The organism is Polynucleobacter sp. MWH-UH23A (genome assembly GCF_040409805.1).
GTDB lineage: Bacteria > Pseudomonadota > Gammaproteobacteria > Burkholderiales > Burkholderiaceae > Polynucleobacter.
Genome location: NZ_CP099572.1, coordinates 1,141,161 through 1,161,919 on the forward strand (window position 1 = coordinate 1,141,161; position 20,759 = coordinate 1,161,919).

Below are 20,759 nucleotides of genomic sequence, written 5' to 3' on the forward strand. Positions count from 1 at the left end.
AGTCTGATTTTAATATTCAACTGGAATGGGGTCGATACTTCTCCACATATACCAGGTGGCAACCGTACGCCATGGGGCCCAGTTAGCCGCCACCTCTCTAGCCTCATGGCGACTTACAGGCTCGCCACTAAAGTAATTGAGGGAAATGGCCTTAATTAGCCCCACATCATCCAAAGGAAGGATATTGGGGCGTATCAGGTTAAAAATGAGGAACATTTCCGCGGTCCAGCGCCCAATGCCCCGAATAGCGCTCAATTCCTGAATGACGCTCTCATCATCCATATTTTTCCATTGATTGGCGTGAAGACGACCAGAATCAAAATGATCAGCTAAATCCCGAATATATTCGACTTTGCGACCAGATAAGCCCGCAGCGCGCAATTCCTCAACCGATAAAGCTAAGATATTTTTGGGATTCATCTTTCTCTTGCTGGCGACAAGAACTCGATCCCAAACTGCTTGAGCCGCCGCCACAGAAATTTGCTGACCTACAATCGCTCTTGCGAGAGTTGTAAATGCATCGCCTCGTGTAACCAAAAAACCAGAGCCATATTTGGGAATGATTTTTTTCATGATGCGATCTTGTTTCATTAAATCACGACAAGCTTGCCCCCAATAATCTGGGGCGCCATCAATTGATGCAACTTTTTCTTTTGCAGTCGACACTACGCTCTACGCCATTCAGTAATGCCGCCCGGCTTGTCTTCCAAAACGATACCTTGCTCAAGCAAGGTCTTTCTAATGAGATCTGCCTTTACAAAATCTTTTGCTTGTTTAGCAGCAGCACGGGCAGCAATTTGATCTTCAATATCTTGCGCTTGTAATCCATCCTCACTCTTCGATCCCATTTGCAAAAATGTGGTTGGATCTCTTTGCAAGAAATGAAGCATGCCACCAAGAGCCTTAAGTGTGGCAGCTAGAGCAACTTTATCTTGACCTTGAGCGCGATTGACTTCACTTGCCAACTCAAAAAGTACAGCTATCGCTTCTGGCGTATTGAAATCATCATTCATCGCCTCAGTAAAGCGCTGAACCCAAGAGCTCTTAGCATCTAATGAAAAGTTGCTGGAAGATGGCACTTGAGCAAGAGCGGTATATAAACGCACTAAGCCTGCACGCGCCTCTTCTAACTGCGCATTACTATAGTTGATTGGACTACGGTAATGCGCTTTGAGCATGAAGAATCTTAATACCTCTGGATCAAAGCTTTTTAGAACATCTCGAATCAAAAAGAAATTGCCTAATGATTTAGACATCTTTTCTTCATTTACGCGAATATGTCCGTTATGCATCCAATAATTTACAAATGGAGCATCGCCCTCTTTTCGATTCTGACCATACAAAGCACCTTCGCTCTGAGCGATCTCATTCTCATGATGAGGAAACTGCAAATCGGCACCACCGCCATGAATGTCAAAATGTTCGCCTAACAAGTCGCATGACATGGCTGAGCACTCAATGTGCCAGCCCGGCCTACCCTCACCCCATGGGGAAGCCCAGCGAGTATCAACTGGCTCCTCAGGCTTGGCAGTCTTCCACAAAACGAAGTCGAGGGGATCACGTTTACCACCACCGACCGCTACACGTTCACCCGCATTTAGTTCATCTAAAGTTTTGCCAGATAGTTGACCATAATGAGGAAGTAAGCGAACTGCAAAATTTACATCGCCGTCTTCTGCCTGATAGGCAAGCTCATTTTCAATAAGTTTGCCAATCATCCCTTGCATTTGTTTGATGTAATCCGTTGCTCGAGGCTCCAGATCTGGATGCATTAAACCTAATTCATCCGAATCAGCATGCATGGCGTCAATAAAGCGATTGGTTAAGGCTGAGATTGGTTCGCCATTCTCTAATGCGCGATTAATAATCTTGTCGTCGATGTCCGTGATATTACGAACATAAAGCACTTCATATCCACTTGCCCTTAACCAGCGAACCACCATATCAAAGACAATCATGACCCTAGCATGACCAATATGACAAAAATCATAGACTGTCATGCCGCAGACATACATCTTTACCTTACCCGGCTCGATGGGCTTAAAAACCTGCTTAGAACGGTTAAGTGTGTTATAGATTTGCAGCATAGGGCTATAAAGGAAGGGTAAGACGGTGCTAATTTGTTAGACTGAGCGCTGAGTATATCGAATGAGCCAGTTTTCCACCGTCAGCCCTATGATTGAGTCCCGAAAAGTACTGTTTTCCAGCCCTATCAAGGCTTTAACCACTTTTGCCACTGTGGCGGCACTTCTTGGCTGCAGCACTCCAGCGCAGCAGCTTGCAGATGCTCAAATTGCAGCTCTGAACAAACAAGAAGCAAAGTCTCCAGAGGCACAAACGCAACCCTATTTGGGTGGCTATGGTCCAAACGATCCGCCACGCCTTTCTACTGACGCTCCTTACGATCCTTTAAACCCTGAGCTATCAGAAACTGTTGGCGTTCCCTTTTTATCATTTCTGATAATTGAACCAGACCCAGTAACCAAAAATGCAGTGCCGTCTGATATTGAAAAACTTGTTAAAGCGCGCAAATATCAAGATGCGATTAATGCGATCAATGATCGACTGAAAAAGACTCCACGTAATGTGCAACTGCGTTACGTAAAAGCACGTTTACAAATTGAATTGCGTGACTTTGATGGTGCCAAGAAAACCTTAATTGAAATTACCCAACAATTTCCAGAGCTTCCAGAGCCCTATAACAATCTCGCAGCAATTGCCGCCAACCAGGGAAAATGGATTGAAGCTCGCGACTATCTTGAGTTGGCGCTCAAGCTTCGACCTAGTTATAGCCTTGCCGCCGCTAACTTAGGCGAAGTCTATGTCCGCCTTGGTGCAAAAGCCTACGAAGATGCAGCCGCCAATACCCAGTTAAATCAGCGCCTCTATTCCAATCGCGCTAAATTCTTATTAAATTTATTGAAGCCTCAAACCAAAGGCATCAATAACACCGTTAATCCCGCATCAAATTCTTCCACTAACACACAAGAAGGTAAATAAAGCAATGGCGAAGGTACTCCTAAAAACTAATAAGGGCGACATCACCCTCTCCCTCGATTCCGCTAAGGCACCAAAAAGCGTTGCCAATTTTTTACAGTATGTAAAAAGTGGTCACTACGATGGCACAATCTTCCATCGCGTTATTGATAACTTTATGATTCAGGGTGGCGGTATGGCTCCTGGCATGAAACAAAAACCAACAGGGGCTGAAATTGAAAATGAAGCCAACAACGGTCTTAAAAATGAGCGTGGCACTATTGCAATGGCTCGCACTAGCGATCCCCACTCTGCAACCGCGCAATTTTTTATCAACGTAAATAACAATGATTTCTTAAACCATACCGCACCAAATGCTCAAGGTTGGGGCTATGCGGTATTTGGCAAGGTAAGCGATGGTATGGATGTTGTTGACGCTATTCGTAAGGTGAAAACTGGTAATGCGGGCTTTCATCAGGATGTTCCAACAGAAGATGTCGTCATTGAGAAGGCTACCGTTCTCGAGGAATGATTCCGCAACACGCGAGCGCACTGCTCATTTCAGATATCCATCTGACGCCGTCAATGCCTTTGACGGCTCAACGTTTCTTTGACTTCTGTGAAAAGGATGCCCCCCAAGCGGAGGCTGTCTTCATATTAGGAGATCTCTTTGAATACTGGGTTGGCGATGATGCAGCAAGTCACTCACCCTTCCAGCATGAGGTAAAGCAGGCGCTCTCAAATCTATCAAGCAAGGTTAAGACCTACTATATCCACGGCAACCGGGATTTTTTATTGGGCTCTGCGTTTCTGAAAAAAACCTGCCTGACTTTACTGGCCGACCCCTCACTGGTAGAAATTGCAGGAAATAAATATCTTCTTGCCCATGGTGATGCACTTTGCACTGCTGATATTGGCTATCAAATATTTCGTGGTTGGGTCAGAAAACCTTGGTTGCAAAAATTATTTCTCGCTCTGCCAATTACCTGGAGACGTTCAATTGCAAACCAATTGCGCACTAATAGTCATGCTAACTACACACGTGGTGCCCAAGCATCCCGCCAGCAGAATCAAATAAAAACTGATGTCACCAAAGAAGCTTGCGCAGCAATCTTACGTGAACACTCTAGCGAAAAATTGATTCATGGTCATACACATAGACCATCGCATCATCGAGAATCTTTAGAAAATCAATCTTGGCAACGCTGGGTTCTGTCCGACTGGGACTTAGATCACCCAGATGCCACCGCTCCACGCGCAAATGCGCTTTTGATCGATGCGCAAGGAGTGCATGCAATTGATTTAATTAACTCTTAGGATTTGGAGTATTTAGAAAGGCACTGCACCATTTGCGCATAAATTCGTGGATTAGCGGCCATGACTTCACCGCTCTTAAGGAATCCCTCTTCTCCACGATAGTTACCGATCAAGCCACCTGCTTCAGTCACAAGCAAAGCCCCTGCAGCCATATCCCAAGGTTTCAGGTCGCTTTCAAAAAAGCCATCATAACGACCCGCTGCAACATAGGCCAAATCCAATGAGGCTGCGCCTGGACGACGTAAGCCAGCACATTGACGTGACATCTCCGCAAAAATCTTCAAGTACTTTTCCAAGTCCTGATCTTCGCGATAAGGGAAGCCTGTTCCGATTAGTGAATTGCTCAAGCGATCTTGTGTCGCTACGCGCAAACGGCGGCGATCAAGATAAGCGCCAGCTCCGCGGGTTGCTGTAAATAATTCATCGCGGTTAGGGTCATACACAACCGCTTGCTGAGTGACACCGTTTACTGCTAATGCAATAGAGACTGCGTACTGAGGGAATCCGTGTATGAAATTAGTTGTGCCATCCAGTGGATCTATGATCCAAACATTTTCGGCATTGATGTTTTGTTCACCTGTTTCTTCAGCCAAAAAACCATGGGTTGGATACGCCTCACTTAAGGTCTCAATGATGGCTGCTTCAGCAGCTTTGTCCACCTCTGTCACAAAATCATTGTGCTGCTTGCGATCCACCTGAAGCCTCTCTAAATTAAGAGATGCACGATTAATTACAGTTCCTGCGCGACGGGCGGCCTTGACGGCCACATTTAACATGGGATGCATAGTTTGGATGGACAAATTAAATAAGAACAGGGCTGAAATATTGCCGAAACTGCATGACAATACAAAGCTAATACTATGATTCTAAACGATTTACTCTTTCGCTGTCTCGGCGCATAAACCATGAACCTTAATAAAGCCCATTTGCTACGCTGGATTATGGTGGAAACCAGCCACCCTGGGAATGTTGGGTCTGCTGCCAGGGCCATGAAAACCATGGGTTTTCAGGATTTACATTTAGTTAATCCGAAAATTCAGGGAATCGCCAAAGAGCCTGAAGCCATTGCCCTTGCCAGTGGTGCGGTGGATCTTCTTGAGCCAGCTATTGAACATACGTCACTTGAGCAAGCTGTGGAAGGATGCTCCTTGGTATTGGGTCTAACTAGCAGAGATCGGGAGTTTGGGCCGCCTGCAATGGATTGGCAGTCTGCACTAAATTTGATTTCTGAAAATATTCAGAATCAAGGTAAAACTGCTCTGGTATTTGGCCCAGAAAGAACCGGACTAGAAAATCACCACTTATCCTTATGCACTCATCGCATATGGCTTGATGCTAACCCAGATTACCCCTCCCTAAATCTGGCTCAGGCTCTCATGGTCTGCGCCTATACCCTGCGGCAAGCTCTTCAAAGCTCGAGCCTTATTGATGCGCCTAAAAGTCACGACTCTAGAATCGATTTAGCAGACCCAGTTGCTATTAATGCGATGTTGGAGCATTGGCAGGCAGGTCTTGAAGCCATTGGCTACCTCGATCCAGCCAATCCTAAGAAGTTGATGCCTCGGCTGGAGGCCCTATTTGCACGCAGTAGACTGCACAAGGAGGAAATCGATCTTTTGAGGGGCATCGCAAAACAGATGCTCCTGAGAAAATAATCTAGCCCCGTTAAAATCAAGTTATGTTTAATTCACTATTCGACCAAGTCGACTCCATCATCGTCCGAGATCCGGCTGCAAGAAACCGTCTTGAGGTAATTACCTGCTATCCGGGTTTGCATGCAGTTTGGTTACATCGCGTCTCTCATTTTTTTTGGAATCTTGGCTTAAAGTGGATTGCACGATTTCTGTCGATGTTTTCTAGACTAATTACCGGCATTGAAATCCATCCTGGCGCAAAGATTGGTCGTCGCGTATTTTTAGATCATGGTTTAGGAATTGTGATTGGTGAGACCACTGAAATTGGTGATGACTGCACAATCTATCAAGGTGTCACCTTAGGCGGCACATCCCTCTATAAAGGTGTAAAACGTCACCCTACTTTAGGCAATGGTGTTGTGGTTAGCGCTGGCGCAAAAGTACTAGGTGGTTTTACTGTTGGAGATGGTGCACGCATTGGTTCGAATGCGGTTGTTCTTAAAGAAATTCCGCCTGGCGCTACTGCAGTTGGTATTCCTGCGCGTATTCTGCATCCAGATTTACCACAAAGTGCTGATAGCAAAACTAAAGAATACTTTTCTGCATATGGCGTTACACCAAATGTGGATGACCCTGTATCCATGGCTCTCAAAGGCTTAATCGATGCAACGATTGAACAAGAGCTAAAGATCGCTCAATTAGAAAAAGCGCTAGCTAAGTTCAGCAATACGCCCACTGATGTTGGCGGCAATACTGATACAAAACGAGATCTTGGCGCCATCAAAGAATGGCTTAAAGAATAGTTGAGACTAATTAGTGAAGCGTTCTTGAGGTATGGCCTTGAAGGCCAAGAGCCTTCTCTAAAAACTCTTCCTCCTCATCATCTTCAGCATCATTAGGCATGCCAAAAGTGAAACTCTCGCCACCCTCTGGATGACGATTTTCAATTTCATCTTCAGTAGCAGCTCGGACATCTTCTACCTGAACCCAAAAACGTAAAGCCATTCCGGCTAGTGGATGATTACCATCCAACACCACTTGATTATCAGCAACATCAGTAACGGTATAAATCAAAGGCTCTGTATCGGCATCCTCATCCTCTTCTGCGCCTGCAACTTGCCCAGCATCCTCAGGCTCGGCATCAATATCCGGAACACCCTCAAACTGCATCCCTACTTCTAGCGGCTCAGGAAAACGTGCACGTGGCTCAATCTTGAGTAACTCTGGGTCATACTCACCAAAAGCCTCATTAGGCTCCAACTGAATTGTGGCTTCGTAGCCAATATCCTGACCATCAACCAATGCCTCAATTTTTGGAAAAGTACCCTCATACCCCCCATGCAAATAGATCATTGGAGCATCTGGCTCTTCAATCACATTATTTTGTGCATCGGTGAGCTTGTAACGAAGGGATACGATCGTATTTTTTTGAATCTTCATGCGCAAATTGCCGTACATTTATTTTTTAATGATTTATCACTGCTTTACACTGACCTCTCCAGTCAGCCTTTTTGCCTTTAACTTATGAGTTCATTTTACTTGAGCAAGCCCTATCAGCCACCTCCAGCACCTAAAAACCTGCCCATTAGCGATCCATGGGCCTTATTTGGTGGAATTAGCCCCGAGCGCTTTATGAAGGAATGCTGGCAAAAGAAACCACTACTAGTTCGAGGCGCAATTCCCGCATTCTCTCTTGCCTCTCAAAATGGCAGCTCTTGTTTAGCAAGCCCGATTTCTTATGAAGAGTTGGTTGAGCTGTCAGGGAGTGAAGATGTTGAAAGTCGCTTAATCCAATCTCAACCATGGCGTTTTCAACAGGGCCCATTTCAAAAGAAAGTTATTCCAAGCCTAAAGAAGTCAAGCTGGACCCTACTCTTGCAGGGGATGGAAGCGCATCACCAGGCTGCAGCAAATATTCTTTCTTGGTTTCGCTTTATACCGGATGCCCGTCTTGATGACCTCATGATTAGTATTGCTGGTATTGGCGGTGGAGTTGGGCCGCATTTTGATTCATACGATGTTTTCTTAATTCAGATGTCTGGACGTAGAAAGTGGCGCATCTCTGAGCAAAAGGATTTAAGCCTCAACCCAAAACTACCTCTAAAGATTTTGCGCAACTTTCAATGTGCGCAGGAATGGGTTTTAGAACCAGGCGATATGCTTTATCTACCACCTCATGTTGCCCACGATGGGGTTGCATTGGATGCTGGCTGTCAAACCTGGTCTGTTGGGTTTCGCTCCCCTAGCTTTAAAGAGCTTCTTCAAGAAGGCCTTTGGCGTCTTGCTGAGTCTCTTGAGGATTTTCCAGAATTGGAGGAAAAATTTGCGGACCCAAAACAGGCGGCAACCAAGAATGCTGAGCAACTTCCCGCGGAACTCATCAAGCAGCTGACTGCTCAGGTTCAAAAACTCAAGCTGCACCAAATAGATGCATTTCTACCAGGGGTTGCAGCCTATCTTTCCGAGCCAAAACAGCAGGCGTTTTTCGATGGACCTGCTAAACCTCTGAATCCAAAAGCTTTTCTAAATAAACTAGCTCAAAAACACCTAAAACCAAGCCCTCAAACTCGGATCTTAAGCCTAGGAAAATCGGTGTATTGCAATGGGGATGATGTAACAAAAAACCAAGCCCCCAAGATTGCCTCGGCATGGAACACCCTATCTGCAAAGAAGGCTCTAAAGACCTCAAAACTGAGCCCTATTTATGCTTCTAGTCTTTATGATGCCTACCTAGCAGGATGGCTTATTTTCGATCAATGAACCAAGACGTGGCTATAATATTTACAGGAAAATACTTAAGGATTTGCCCTTAGTTTCTCCAACAACAATTATCGATAATTGATGTTTAATTTTTTTAAGAGGAAATTACAAATGAAGAAGTCACTCGTATTCGCTGCTATGTTAGCTATTGCTTTGGCCGCTTGCGGTAAAAAAGAAGAAGCAAAACCTGCTGAAGCTCCTGCTGCCGCTCCTGCTGCACCTGCTGCTGACGCTGCTAAAGATGCTGCTCCAGCTGCTCCTGCTGCCGCTCCTGCTGCACCTGCTGCTGACGCTAAGAAGTAATCTTCTTCTTAAAAGAAAAAGCCGCTCTAGAGCGGCTTTTTTTATTATCTAAATTATTTGATTGCTTAGTTTTTCGCAGTTATACGCAATTATTTAGTTAGCTGATCAGTCAAGATCGTCAGCAACTGTATACCAGCAGGAGTATTTTCAGGTTTACCATCAGCGTCCTGAACATACACATTCGCTGAATTTTCACCGGTGCCCTTGACTATAACTTGATATTTCTTCGCCTGTAGTTTCGAATCATCTTTACTACTAAAAAGATTGCTAAAGAAACCTTTCGAATCACCCACATCCTTGGCATTGACGTAGCGAACAAAATAAACGCCTGCTGAGCGATTGCGATCTTCTACAGTGAAATTGGAACGGTCGAGCGCCAAGCCAACATCCCTCCAAGAACGATCAAAACCAGCACTCAGCTCAATATGGGCCTTGTTGCCACCCTCTTCAATGAACTTCGCTTTTGGTGTTTTTGGACCCAATGGCGTTGCAACCATAGCTTTAGCTTGCTCTTGGGTCATGCCAAGACGTTCCATCAAGCGCGCCAAGAAAACAGCCTCAAGCTCAGGATCATTCGGGCGTGGAGTCCAAATGGTTGAGAGGCAGGCACCGGTTGAATCAGTTGTACATTTCTCGATCGCGCCACGCTGAGTGATGTAAATCTCGGTTTCACCAGGCTTAGTCACCTCTAAACGTGTCTTATATTTATCGCGCTCACCGGTGTCGTAAATAGAATCTCCGAACACACCAAGCACGTTGGTGCGAATCCAGTCTTGCGCAATTTTGGCGCGATTCTCTGCCCAATCGGTTTCCATGATTCCGGTAGAAGGAGAGTCAACCACCAACAAAAATCCGTTCTCCTGCCAGAAGTCTTTAACCTGTGGATATAGTTCACTCGCAGGCTTTTCAACCACTAACCAGCGACGCTCACCATCTTTAGCAATCCGCATGCCTGGGATACCAGTCATCACATTGCTACGCATCTGAGCGGATTTCTTCACTGCCGCGTTGTACTCAGACATCGTTGCAGTGCCGTCTTGAACGATATAGCGACGATCAGCCTGTGCGGTAATCAAGTCTGGTGGATAAGATAAATTGGGTCCACGAACCGCACCCGAACTCTTGTAGTCAACAGTATCGTTGCTTGTAACTGATTTACATGAACTCAACACTAGAGCGATTGCTAGCACCGCCAGAATTGAAGTCAATAGACGCGACAAGGAAAACACATTCTTCATAATAAATTAGCCTGTTTTAATGCCGCCTTCAAAGGTTCTCTTAATGCGTTACTTAAAGGGGTTAAAGGCAAACGAATACCTGCGGTAATCTTGCCCATTTCATGAAGGGCCCACTTCACTGGTATTGGATTTGCTTCGGTGAACATGGCTTTATGAACCGCAATGAGTCGATACTGTATTTCACGAGTGCGCTTCACATCATCCGACATAGCGGCAACACAGAGTTCATGCATCAAACGAGGTGCAACGTTTGCAGTAACTGAAATATTTCCTTTGCCGCCCATCAACATCAACATAGCGGCAGTAAGATCATCCCCTGAAAACACAGAAAAATCGCTATGACCAGCACGCTTGAGGGCATCTATTAGCAAAGTCCCACGCTCCAAACTACCAGTTGCATCCTTGATGCCAATAATGCCTGGCACAGCAGCCAAGCGAACAACAGTATCACCGGCTAAATCCGCTACAGTACGGCCGGGAACGTTGTACAAAATAACTGGCAACTCAACTGATTCCGCAATTTTTTTGAAGTGGGCATACATGCCTTCTTGCGTAGGCTTGTTGTAATACGGCACCACCTGGAGACTCGCATCAGCACCAACTTTCTTGGCAAACTCAGTCAACTCTATTGCTTCAGCTGTGGAATTGCCCCCTGTTCCAGCTATCACTGGAATACGTCCTGCAATGTGTTCCACAGTCACACGAATCAACTCACAATGCTCTTCAACTGAAACCGTAGGAGACTCACCGCTAGTTCCCACGATCACAATGCCATCAGAGCCCTCGGCTACATGCCAATCCAATAATGATTTGAGACCATCAAAGTCGAGACTACCATCCTCAAACATTGGCGTCACGATGGCTGGCATGCTGCCAGAAATGGTCTTTTTGCTACCTTTGGATTGAGCTGTGTTTGTCACCGAATGTATACCGATTCTTAGCTATCTTAACCTTGAAATTGTAACGGAATGTGCGCTTTTTACCCCTCTTTTACAGCGCATAGGCGTTGAACCAGAGCTGGTTTAGGCTCACCCTGGTAAATATCCTCGTAGGCAAGGACTTTAAGGCCATGACGTTGGGATAACCCTAGCAATTCCCCTGTTTTTAGAAGGAAATTGGGGTTGGAAGGTTTCCCAAATTGCTCGTTTCCCTGGGCAAAGGTTTCGTAGATCAAAACCCCATGCTTCTCCAGCATTTCTGGCAAACGATCTAAGTGGGGTCTATAAAGGTAATTAGTCACCACAATGCCAGTAAATTTGTCACCCCCTAGCGGCCAAATTTCCTCTTCAAGATTTAGCTCTTTTGAGTATATAAAGGGGTTTGCAGTTTTTTCAATCTCGCTAATGTTTTGGTCAACCGCCAATACTGAATAGCCCATTTCAGCCAGCAGAAAAGAATGGCGACCTCCTCCACATGCGAGATCTAAAACAGTACCTGTTTTTGGAATCTGAGAAACAAAACGCCTCACCCATGGTGAAGCGTTGTCTACCGAAACATGAGCAATCGTCAAGGCATCCTCATTAGTCGTATGCCAGACCCATGGCTTCACGCACCTCTCTCATAGTCTCTTGCGCAACCTTACGAGCTTTATCGCAACCATCGGCAATAATCGATCTGAGTAGACTTGGGTCATCCAAATATTTCTGGGCACGCTCAAACATCGGCTGTTGTTCAGCCAGAATGGCATCAATCACTGGTTGCTTGCACTCCAAGCAGCCAATACCTGCAGACTTACATCCTTTGTCAACCCACTGCTTGGTTTCTTCATTCGAATAAACCGTGTGCAATTGCCATACCGGACAGCGAGCAGGATCACCCACATCAGTCCTACGCACCCGTGCAGGATCAGTTGGCATAGTCCGAATCTTTTTAATCACATCTTCAGGTTGCTCGCGAACACTAATCGTATTGCTATAGGACTTAGACATTTTCTGACCGTCAATGCCTGGCATGCGGGATGCTGTTGTTAGGAGAGCCTGAGGTTCGGGAAGAATAATTTTGCGTGCGCCTTCCAAGAAGCCAAAAAGTCTTTCGCGATCGGCCATAGATAAACTTTGTGACTCTTGTAGCAATGCCTTTGCTTGCTCCAAAGCCTCTTCGTCGCCGCGCTCTTGAAACGCTACTCGCAACTCCAAGTACATCTTGGCTCGTTTGCTACCCAATTTCTTGGCAGCCTCTAGTGCCTTCTCCTCAAAACCAGGCTCGCGACCATAGAGGTAATTAAAGCGACGAGCAACTTCACGAGTCATCTCTACGTGTGGAACTTGATCTTCGCCTACAGGCACATGTTGAGCCCGATAAATCAAAATATCTGCCGCCTGAAGCAAAGGGTAGCCCAAGAACCCATAGGTTTGCAGGTCTTTTTCCTTGAGCTTCTCAATTTGATCTTTATAGGTCGGCACACGCTCTAACCAACCCAAAGGCGTGCCCATAGAGAGCAGCAAAAATAACTCTGCATGCTCAGGCACTTTGCTTTGAATAAACAGGGTGGCTTGATTTGGATCAACTCCAGCAGCCAGCCAATCAATCACCATATCCCAAACGGATTGCTCGATGACTTCAGGAGATTCGTAATGTGTAGTTAATGCATGCCAATCAGCGACAAAGAAAAAGCATGGGTACTCTGATTGCAATCGCACCCAGTTTTTTAATACTCCGTGGTAATGGCCAAGGTGCAAATTACCCGTAGGTCGCATGCCAGAGAGAACACGTTCAGCAAACATTGTTTTTCTTTATCGTTAGTGTGAAATGAATTAATGAAATACTGACCAAACAGGGGTCAGGTGATCTGGTAGGTGTGGCAAGGTACCCAGGTCAATATGACTTTCGCCTGGATCATGAAAATCAGATCCGCGAGAGGCTAAAAAGCCATACTTTTGTGCAATCTTTCCGTAAGTCGTATATTGGTCTGGACTATGACTGCCCGTTATGACTTCGATACCAAGACCACCAATATCCCTAAAGTGCTCATATAGCTCGTTCATCTGCAGAGCATTTAGGTTATATCTACCAGGGTGAGCAATAACCGCCACACCACCAGCGGCTCTAATCCATGCCACAGCGTCATCCAGAGTCGCCCACTGATGCGGAACAAATCCTGGTTTATTTTCAACCAAATAATTTTTAAACACCTCTTCCGTATCGCGACAGACACCCTGCTCTACTAAATATCTTGCAAAGTGTGTTCTAGAAATGAGTTCAGGATTTCCTGCAAAATGCAGAGCGCCCTCGTAAGCTCCCGGAATACCCGCCTTTGATAACTGCTCCGCCATCAGCTTTGCGCGGTCTCCACGTCCACCACGAGTACGACGCAAACCTTCGACAATGCCAAGATGATTGGCATCAATACCAAGGCCTACGATGTGAATGGTTTGTCCTGCCCAGGTAACTGAAATTTCAACGCCGGATACGTAATCGATATTGAGCGTTTTTGCAGCCTCACGAGCTCGTTGCTGACCACCCAACTCATCGTGATCAGTAAGCGCCCATAAATGAACGCCATTAGCTTTTGCGCGTTCAGCTAAGGCTTCAGGCGTTAGCGTGCCATCAGAGACCACAGAGTGGCAATGGAGATCGGCATTTAGGGTAGAAAAACTGCTCATACCCTTATTTTAGGTCAAGCTGGTATCGATGACACGGCGAGGCGCATCTAGATAGTCTCGGGACTGCATCTCAATCAAGCGGGAGACTGTTCTAGAGAATTCAGCTGTAATTTGACCTTCTGTATACAAATCGGGCGCCGGCACATCAGCCGACATAATCAACTTGATTTTATGGTCATATAAAACATCAATTAACCAGATAAACCGGCGCGCCTCATTGGTCATTTTAGGGGGCATATAAGGTACCCCGGACAAGATGACCGTATGAAATTGATTGGCGATTTCTAAATAATCATTCTGGGAACGTGGACCACAACAGAGCGTCTGGAAATCAAACCACACTACACCATCAGCCATGTGCAATGGTCTCAGTTCACGAGATTCAATATGTAAGACGGGGTTACGAGTCTCTTTTTGATTTCCAATTAGCATTTGAAACATCTGCCCAAGAGCTGCATGAGTTTGGGCATTCACTGGTGTGAGGTAAGCCTCTACTTGAGCCATCTGCACACGGCGATAATCATTACCAGCATCCACATTGAGAACATCAAGTTTTTCTTCTAGCAACTTAATTGCAGGAAGTAAACGATCTCGATGCAAACCATTGGGATAGAGCTGATCAGGCCGATAATTAGAGGTCATCACAAACTGCACACGATCAGCAAATAATGCATTGAGCAAGCGATACAGAATCATCGCATCAGCAATATCATTAATGTGAAACTCATCAAAGCAAATCAAGCGGTAGCGTTTGGCGATCCGCTTAGAAAGCTCATCCAAAGGATCCGACAGTCCCGAGAGTTCATGCAACTCACGATGCACTTCTCTCATGAATTCATGAAAATGAATGCGAATCTTTTTTTCTAAAGGAGATGCAGCATAAAAACAGTCCATTAAGAAGGACTTGCCGCGCCCTACCCCACCCCAAAGATATAAACCCCTTGGTAGGGTTGGTTTAAATAATTTCTTTTTGAGATTGTTGCTGCGGATTTCTTTATAGGCAATCCACTCATCTTCGCATTTTTGTAAACGCTCAACAGCACGAAGCTGCGCGGGATCACTTTGATACCCGCGCGCTTTTAACTCCTGTTGGTAAAACTCAATGGTTTTCAATTACATATTGAGTGCACGTTGATCTGTCGCCAATGCTGCTTCGCGCACCACTTCCGACAAGCTTGGATGTGGATGACAGATACGTGCAATATCTTCAGCTGCTGCCTTGAACTCCATTGCAACTGCTGCTTCAGCAATTAAGTCTGAGGCATTTGGCCCAATAATGTGAACACCCAGAATTTCATCGGTTTTCGCATCAGCCAATACTTTGACAAAACCATCGGAGCGGCCCATGCCCAAAGCACGACCGTTAGCCATGAATGGGAACTGACCAGCCTTGTATGCAACACCCGCTTCTTTAAGAGCCTGTTCTGTTTTGCCAACCCAAGCGATTTCTGGATCGGTATAAATTACCCAAGGAATACAGTTGTAATCGATGTGTGGTTTCTGTCCTGCAATCACTTCTGCAGCCAAAACACCTTCATCCTCTGCTTTATGAGCCAACATCGGGCCACGAACTACGTCACCTACCGCATACACGCCAGGAGCCGCAGTTGCACAGGTATGATCGTCAATTGGAATAAAGCCACGCTCATCCACCTTGAGACCAATCTTGTCTAGGCCTAATTTATCGGTATTCGGTACGCGTCCAACAGAAACGATCAAGCGATCGCACTCCAACTTCGCAGCTTTACCAGCACTATCAGTGTAATTAACCACTACACCTTTTTTATCCGCTTTCACATCGCCAATCTTCACACCCATATTGATGTTCAAGCCTTGCTTAGTGAAAAGCTTTTGCGCTTCTTTAGCAATGCTGACATCGCAAGCAGCTAAGAATGAAGGCAATGCTTCAAGCACTGTAACTTCAGAGCCCAAACGACGCCAAACGGAGCCAAGCTCAAGACCAATCACTCCCGCACCAATCACGCCTAACTTCTTAGGCACAGAATCAAACTTCAATGCGCCTTCGTTATCGCAAATCAACACGTTATCTACCGGCAAACCTGGTAAATGACGCGCTTTAGATCCAGTTGCAATGATGACGTTCTTCGCAGTAACGGTTTCTTTATCTTTGCCATCAATCTTGACTTGATATCCGTCACCGCCCTTGCCCTCAAATGAAGCATGGCCTTTTAACAAAGTAATTTTGTTTTTACGGAATAAGAACTGAATGCCGCCAGTCATTTTGGTGACGATGTCATCTTTGCGTTGAACCATCTTTTTGGAATCAATGCTGACAGAGCCAACCTTAATACCATGGTCTGCTGCGTGATGACCAATCTTCTCGAACTCTTCAGATGAGGCTAATAAAGCTTTAGAAGGAATACAGCCAACATTCAAGCATGTGCCGCCCAAACGTGGCTCACCTTTTGGATCATCATAGGCATTGGATTCAGCGCACGCAACCTTGAAACCCAATTGCGCTGCACGAATTGCGGCGATGTAGCCACCAGGGCCACCGCCGATTACGAGTACATCAAAAGCTTGACTCATGATCTTCCCTTCTTACAAATCAAGGAGGAGACGTGAAGGATCTTCTAATGCATCCTTCATAGCAACCAAGCCAAGCACTGCTTCGCGACCATCAATAATGCGGTGGTCATAAGACAAGGCGAGATAGTTGATTGGACGAACAACCACTTGTCCATTCTCAACTACTGCACGATCCTTAGTCGCATGGATACCCAAAATTGCAGACTGTGGAGGATTAATAATTGGGGTTGAGAGCATAGAGCCGAACACACCGCCGTTAGAAATAGAGAATGTACCGCCGGTCAACTCTTCAATCGATAGCTTACCTTCGCGTGCTTTAACACCAAATTCAGCAATCTTCTTCTCAATATCAGCCAAGTTCATCTGATCAACATCACGCAAAATTGGCACTACCAGGCCGCGTGGTGAGCTAACAGCGATACCAATATCAAAGTAGCCGTGATAAACGATATCGTTTCCATCAACAGATGCGTTCAACAATGGGAACTTCTTCAGGGCATGGGTTGCTGCCTTAACAAAGAAAGACATAAAGCCGAGCTTTACGCCATGGGTTTTCTCAAACTGATCTTTGTATTTATTGCGCAATGCAATCACTGGCCCCATATTGACTTCATTGAATGTCGTCAAAATTGCGTTGTTCGCTTGTGACTCCAACAAACGTTCTGCAATACGAGCGCGCAAGCGGCTCATTGGCACACGCTCTTCAGGACGATCGCCTGTTGGAATTGGTGCGCTTGGCAATGCGGCTGACTTAGCACCACCAGCAGAGGCATTTAATGCATCGCCTTTAGTGATACGGCCATCGCGACCAGAACCAGCTACCTGACTTGCATCCACATTCTTTTCAGCAAGAATTTTTGCTGCTGAGGGTGAAGCAGCTGCGCCAGTAGCTTTAGTTGGAGCTGCTGCTTTTGCTGGTGCTGCCGCAGGAGCGGGAGCAGGCGCCGCAGCAGCTGGTGCAGCTGCTGCAACAGCAGTGCTATCGATCTTCGCGATTAACTGATCAGCCACTACAGTACCGCCATCAGCAACAACGATTTCTGTTAATACGCCAGCAGATGGAGCTGGCACCTCGAGAACCACTTTATCTGTTTCGATTTCAATCAAAATCTCATCTTGACCGACTGCATCACCAACCTTCTTCTTCCATTGCAACAATGTTGCTTCAGCAACTGACTCGGAGAGTTGTGGAACTTTAACTTCGAAAATAGCCATGATTAATCCTGTTTATCTATATGTGTATGAGTATTGGTTTGCGATTGATTATTTAGTAATCACATAACCCTTTAATTTGGCAAATGCCGCGTTGAGAAGAGATTTCTGCTGCTCTTGGTGCAAATGGGCATATCCACAAGCAGGAGAAGCAGATGCGGGACGTCCTGCATATGCCAACTTCATACCATCAGACATGTTTTCCAAAATGTTGTGCTGAACAAAGAACCACGCACCTTGGTTTTGTGGCTCATCTTGACACCAAACAACCTCTTCCAGCTTTGGATACTTCTTCAACTCTGAGGCTAAAGCCTTGTGCGGGAATGGATACAACTGCTCAACACGAATGATTGCAACATCAGTCGCTTTCTTTTCAGTGCGCTGCTTCACTAAGTCGTAATAGACTTTTCCAGAACAAGCAATCAAACGGGTCACTTGCTTAGCGTCGATTGTTTCATCACGCTCGCCAATAACAGTTTGAAAACCACCCTTAGTAAATTCTGAAAGCGGTGAAGCAGCATCTTTGTTGCGCAACAATGATTTTGGCGTAAACAAAATAAGTGGCTTGCGGAACTGGCGAATCATTTGACGACGCAGCACATGGAAAATTTGTGATGCGGTCGTCGGCTGAATAACCTGCATATTGGTATCAGCACATAATTGCATGAAACGTTCCAAACGCGCAGATGAGTGCTCAGGGCCCTGACCTTCGTAACCGTGCGGCAACATCATGACCAAGCCATTTGCACGGCCCCACTTCACTTCGCCTGAGGCGATGAACTGGTCAATCACCACCTGTGCGCCATTTGCGAAGTCGCCAAACTGAGCTTCCCAAATGGTTAAGGTATTTGGCTCTGCCGCTGCATATCCATATTCAAAACCAAGAACCGCTTCTTCAGAAAGAATGGAATCAATCACAACAAATGGTGCCTGGTCTTTAGTTACATGCTGCAAGGCTACATACGTCCCGGTATCCCACTTTTCGCGATTTTGATCATGAAGAACTGCATGGCGGTGGGTAAATGTACCGCGACCACTGTCCTCGCCCGATAGACGAATTGGATAGCCGCTCGCAACCAGAGAGGCGAAAGCCATATGCTCGCCCATACCCCAGTCGATATTCGCCTCACCGCGACCCATCGCAGCACGATCGTTGTAAACCTTCGCTACCAATGGGTGCGCTTTGAAACCTTCTGGAATCGTAGAAATCTTTTCCGCCAAGCGCTTCCACTCTGTTAATGGAATGGAGGTATCGGCCTCATCAGTCCACTTCTTGTTTAAGAATGGAGACCAATCTACCGCAAACTTACCTTTGAAATTACTCAGTACCGGATCGGAGGTTTGCTTACCTGCATCCATTGCGGCGCGGTACTCTTTAACCATCAAGTCACCAGTGCCGGCGGGCAATACACCTTGAGTTTCTAACTTGTCGGCATATAACTTACGAGTACCAGGGTGGGCTGCAATGATTTTGTACATCAAAGGCTGAGTCATTGCAGGCGTATCTTGCTCGTTATGACCCAACTTACGGAAACAGATGATATCGATTGCGACATCTTTATGGAACTTGGTGCGGAACTCTACTGCCAGCTTCGTTGCAAGAACTACCGCCTCAGGATCATCACCATTCACATGAAGAACTGGGGCATCGACCACCTTCATGATGTCGGTGCAGTACAAGCTCGAACGCAAGTCACGCGGATCAGATGTCGTAAAACCAATCTGGTTGTTAATCACGATATGAACCGTGCCACCAGTGGAGTAGCCGCGAACCTCGGACATTGCCAAAGTTTCTTGCATCACGCCCTGACCCGCAATCGCAGCATCGCCGTGTACTAAAACTGGCATCACTTGCTCGCCTAACATATCACCACGTCGCTCCATACGCGCACGTGCTGAACCCTCAACGACTGGATTAACAATCTCAAGGTGCGATGGATTAAATGCAAGTGATAAATGAACAGGGCCGCCTGGAGTAGATATATCGCTTGAGAAACCTTGGTGATACTTCACGTCACCGGCAGGCAATGTCTCAGGACCTTTGTGCTCAAATTCGGCAAATAAGTCTTTAGGCATCTTGCCCAAGGTGTTCACTAATACGTTCAGACGACCACGGTGCGCCATACCAATAACGATTTCTTGTACGCCTTTGCTACCAGCATCACGAATGAGCTCGTCCATGCAGGCAATAAAGCTTTCACCCCCCTCTAGAGAGAAGCGCTTTTGACCGACATACTTAGCCTGCAGATAACGCTCCAGACCCTCTGCTGCTGTGAGGCGATCCAAGATTTGACGCTTCTCCTCTACATTGAAACTTGCAGTAGAGCGAATCGATTCCAACTTTTCTTGCCACCACTTCTTAATTTTCTGATCAGCAATAAACATGAACTCGGCGCCAATCGTGCCGCAGTAAGTCTCGCGTAATGCCTGTAGCAAATCACGCAAGGTCATTTCTGACTTACCAAAGAATGTATTACTTGTGTTGAAGACGATATCCATATCGCCATCAGTAAAGCCATAGAAAGCAGGATCCAATTCAGGGATATCCTGACGCTCAGTCCGCTTTAATGGATCAAGATTGGCCCAGCGATTGCCAACGTTTCGATACGCTGCAATTAATTGCTGGACCGCAACGCGCTTACGTCCCAACTCGGAATCAGCTGAATCCGAAATCGTTCTAATCGGACCTTGTTTAGCGCGCTCAGCAAATGAGGCAACAATTGGTCCGTGAGCAATATCAGTTCGCGATGAACCATCGACTGCTGGAACTTGTTTCACGTTATCGAAATAGTCACGCCAATGATCCTCAACGGAAGCAGGGTCGTGCAAATAAGATTCGTAGAGCTCCTCTACGTAGGGGGCGTTTCCGCCGAAGAGATAGGATTTATCTCTTTGGTCCTGCATCATGATGCTCACCTTTCATCGGGTTTCCCGAATAAAAACTGTGGTTATAACCATCCGTTACACGGCTGTACCGCTTCACGAATTGATCTGTGCAAATACTGGTACTACGACAGTAATTTAACACGAGTGACCATAGGCACATAAAGGGCTTTCCCTGATTTCAGGGGATTTGGGGGTATATCCCTATAAATAACAGAAACTGAATAAGAAATTTCCTACTGCTCTTTCAATATATACGGACAGATTCCAACGAAATTCGTTTT

The 20,759-nt window shown here is 46.0% G+C and carries 20 protein-coding genes; 7 read left to right on the forward strand and 13 right to left on the reverse strand.

Annotated features, from left to right (window positions below; translation table 11 throughout):
• Positions 1-9 precede the first annotated feature (9 nt).
• Together NHB35_RS05995 and cysS are read right to left on the reverse strand one after the other, a co-directional pair.
• Positions 10-666: a DNA-3-methyladenine glycosylase gene (locus NHB35_RS05995; protein WP_353431477.1), complete on the reverse strand. Its 657-nt coding sequence runs from the start codon at positions 664-666 to the stop codon at positions 10-12.
• Positions 666-2,087, reverse strand: a complete 1,422-nt coding sequence (gene cysS / locus NHB35_RS06000) for a cysteine--tRNA ligase (RefSeq protein ID WP_353431478.1) — start codon at positions 2,085-2,087, stop codon at positions 666-668. The genes NHB35_RS05995 and cysS overlap by 1 nt, the downstream gene beginning before the upstream one ends.
• Positions 2,088-2,148: 61 nt before the next feature.
• On the opposite strand from cysS, the gene NHB35_RS06005 reads away from it, so the two are divergent.
• Genes NHB35_RS06005 through NHB35_RS06015 form a run of 3 tightly spaced genes read left to right on the forward strand, consistent with a single transcriptional unit; the run spans position 2,149 to position 4,293 of the window.
• Positions 2,149-3,000, forward strand: coding sequence for a tetratricopeptide repeat protein (locus tag NHB35_RS06005; protein ID WP_353431479.1), 852 nt, complete (start codon positions 2,149-2,151; stop codon positions 2,998-3,000).
• Between the two features lie 4 nt (positions 3,001-3,004).
• The gene (locus NHB35_RS06010) at positions 3,005-3,508 is read left to right on the forward strand and encodes a peptidylprolyl isomerase (protein ID WP_353431480.1); all 504 of its coding nucleotides are present in this window, start codon (positions 3,005-3,007) and stop codon (positions 3,506-3,508) included.
• The gene (locus NHB35_RS06015; protein WP_353431481.1) at positions 3,505-4,293 is read left to right on the forward strand and encodes a UDP-2,3-diacylglucosamine diphosphatase; all 789 of its coding nucleotides are present in this window, start codon (positions 3,505-3,507) and stop codon (positions 4,291-4,293) included. The genes NHB35_RS06010 and NHB35_RS06015 overlap by 4 nt, the downstream gene beginning before the upstream one ends.
• Here the strand turns inward: NHB35_RS06015 and NHB35_RS06020 are convergent.
• Entirely contained in the window at positions 4,290-5,078 is a 789-nt protein-coding gene (locus NHB35_RS06020; RefSeq protein ID WP_353431482.1) for an inositol monophosphatase family protein, read from the reverse strand. The genes NHB35_RS06015 and NHB35_RS06020 overlap by 4 nt on opposite strands.
• 120 nt (positions 5,079-5,198) lie before the next feature.
• Here NHB35_RS06020 and NHB35_RS06025 point away from each other — a divergent pair, with 120 nt between their 5' ends.
• On the forward strand, positions 5,199-5,948 hold the full coding sequence (locus tag NHB35_RS06025) for an RNA methyltransferase (RefSeq protein ID WP_353431483.1): 750 nt from the start codon (positions 5,199-5,201) through the stop codon (positions 5,946-5,948).
• Positions 5,949-5,971: 23 nt separating this feature from the next.
• Complete coding sequence (gene cysE / locus NHB35_RS06030; RefSeq protein ID WP_353431484.1) at positions 5,972-6,730, forward strand: serine O-acetyltransferase; 759 nt, start codon at positions 5,972-5,974, stop codon at positions 6,728-6,730.
• Between the two features lie 10 nt (positions 6,731-6,740).
• On the opposite strand, the gene NHB35_RS06035 is transcribed toward cysE, so the two are convergent.
• On the reverse strand, positions 6,741-7,367 hold the full coding sequence (locus NHB35_RS06035; protein WP_353431485.1) for a peptidylprolyl isomerase: 627 nt from the start codon (positions 7,365-7,367) through the stop codon (positions 6,741-6,743).
• A gap of 84 nt (positions 7,368-7,451) precedes the next feature.
• On the opposite strand from NHB35_RS06035, the gene NHB35_RS06040 reads away from it, so the two are divergent.
• Both NHB35_RS06040 and NHB35_RS06045 read left to right on the forward strand, forming a co-directional pair.
• The gene (locus tag NHB35_RS06040; protein WP_353431486.1) at positions 7,452-8,687 is read left to right on the forward strand and encodes a cupin domain-containing protein; all 1,236 of its coding nucleotides are present in this window, start codon (positions 7,452-7,454) and stop codon (positions 8,685-8,687) included.
• A 111-nt stretch (positions 8,688-8,798) separates the two neighbouring features.
• Positions 8,799-8,990, forward strand: a complete 192-nt coding sequence (locus tag NHB35_RS06045) for a hypothetical protein (protein ID WP_353431487.1) — start codon at positions 8,799-8,801, stop codon at positions 8,988-8,990.
• A gap of 89 nt (positions 8,991-9,079) precedes the next feature.
• Here the strand turns inward: NHB35_RS06045 and bamC are convergent, their stop codons facing one another.
• From bamC to NHB35_RS06090, 9 genes are all read right to left on the reverse strand, one after another.
• On the reverse strand, positions 9,080-10,228 hold the full coding sequence (gene bamC, locus NHB35_RS06050; protein ID WP_353431488.1) for an outer membrane protein assembly factor BamC: 1,149 nt from the start codon (positions 10,226-10,228) through the stop codon (positions 9,080-9,082).
• A complete protein-coding gene (gene dapA / locus NHB35_RS06055) occupies positions 10,225-11,097 on the reverse strand; it encodes a 4-hydroxy-tetrahydrodipicolinate synthase (protein ID WP_353433410.1) in 873 nt (290 codons plus the stop codon). The genes bamC and dapA overlap by 4 nt, the downstream gene beginning before the upstream one ends.
• Positions 11,098-11,207: 110 nt before the next feature.
• On the reverse strand, positions 11,208-11,777 hold the full coding sequence (locus tag NHB35_RS06060) for an SAM-dependent methyltransferase (protein ID WP_353431489.1): 570 nt from the start codon (positions 11,775-11,777) through the stop codon (positions 11,208-11,210).
• Positions 11,749-12,951: a tryptophan--tRNA ligase gene (locus NHB35_RS06065; protein WP_353431490.1), complete on the reverse strand. Its 1,203-nt coding sequence runs from the start codon at positions 12,949-12,951 to the stop codon at positions 11,749-11,751. The genes NHB35_RS06060 and NHB35_RS06065 overlap by 29 nt, the downstream gene beginning before the upstream one ends.
• A 30-nt stretch (positions 12,952-12,981) precedes the next feature.
• Positions 12,982-13,830, reverse strand: a complete 849-nt coding sequence (locus tag NHB35_RS06070) for a 3',5'-nucleoside bisphosphate phosphatase (RefSeq protein ID WP_353431491.1) — start codon at positions 13,828-13,830, stop codon at positions 12,982-12,984.
• A gap of 9 nt (positions 13,831-13,839) precedes the next feature.
• Positions 13,840-14,943, reverse strand: coding sequence for a cell division protein ZapE (zapE, locus tag NHB35_RS06075; protein WP_353431492.1), 1,104 nt, complete (start codon positions 14,941-14,943; stop codon positions 13,840-13,842).
• Complete coding sequence (gene lpdA / locus NHB35_RS06080; protein ID WP_353431493.1) at positions 14,944-16,380, reverse strand: dihydrolipoyl dehydrogenase; 1,437 nt, start codon at positions 16,378-16,380, stop codon at positions 14,944-14,946.
• Between the two features lie 12 nt (positions 16,381-16,392).
• Positions 16,393-17,595 (reverse strand): 2-oxoglutarate dehydrogenase complex dihydrolipoyllysine-residue succinyltransferase, encoded by a 1,203-nt coding sequence (gene odhB / locus NHB35_RS06085; protein ID WP_353431495.1) that lies wholly within the window; start codon positions 17,593-17,595, stop codon positions 16,393-16,395.
• Between the two features lie 48 nt (positions 17,596-17,643).
• A complete protein-coding gene (locus NHB35_RS06090; protein WP_353431496.1) occupies positions 17,644-20,499 on the reverse strand; it encodes a 2-oxoglutarate dehydrogenase E1 component in 2,856 nt (951 codons plus the stop codon).
• Between the last annotated feature and the right edge of the window lie 260 nt (positions 20,500-20,759).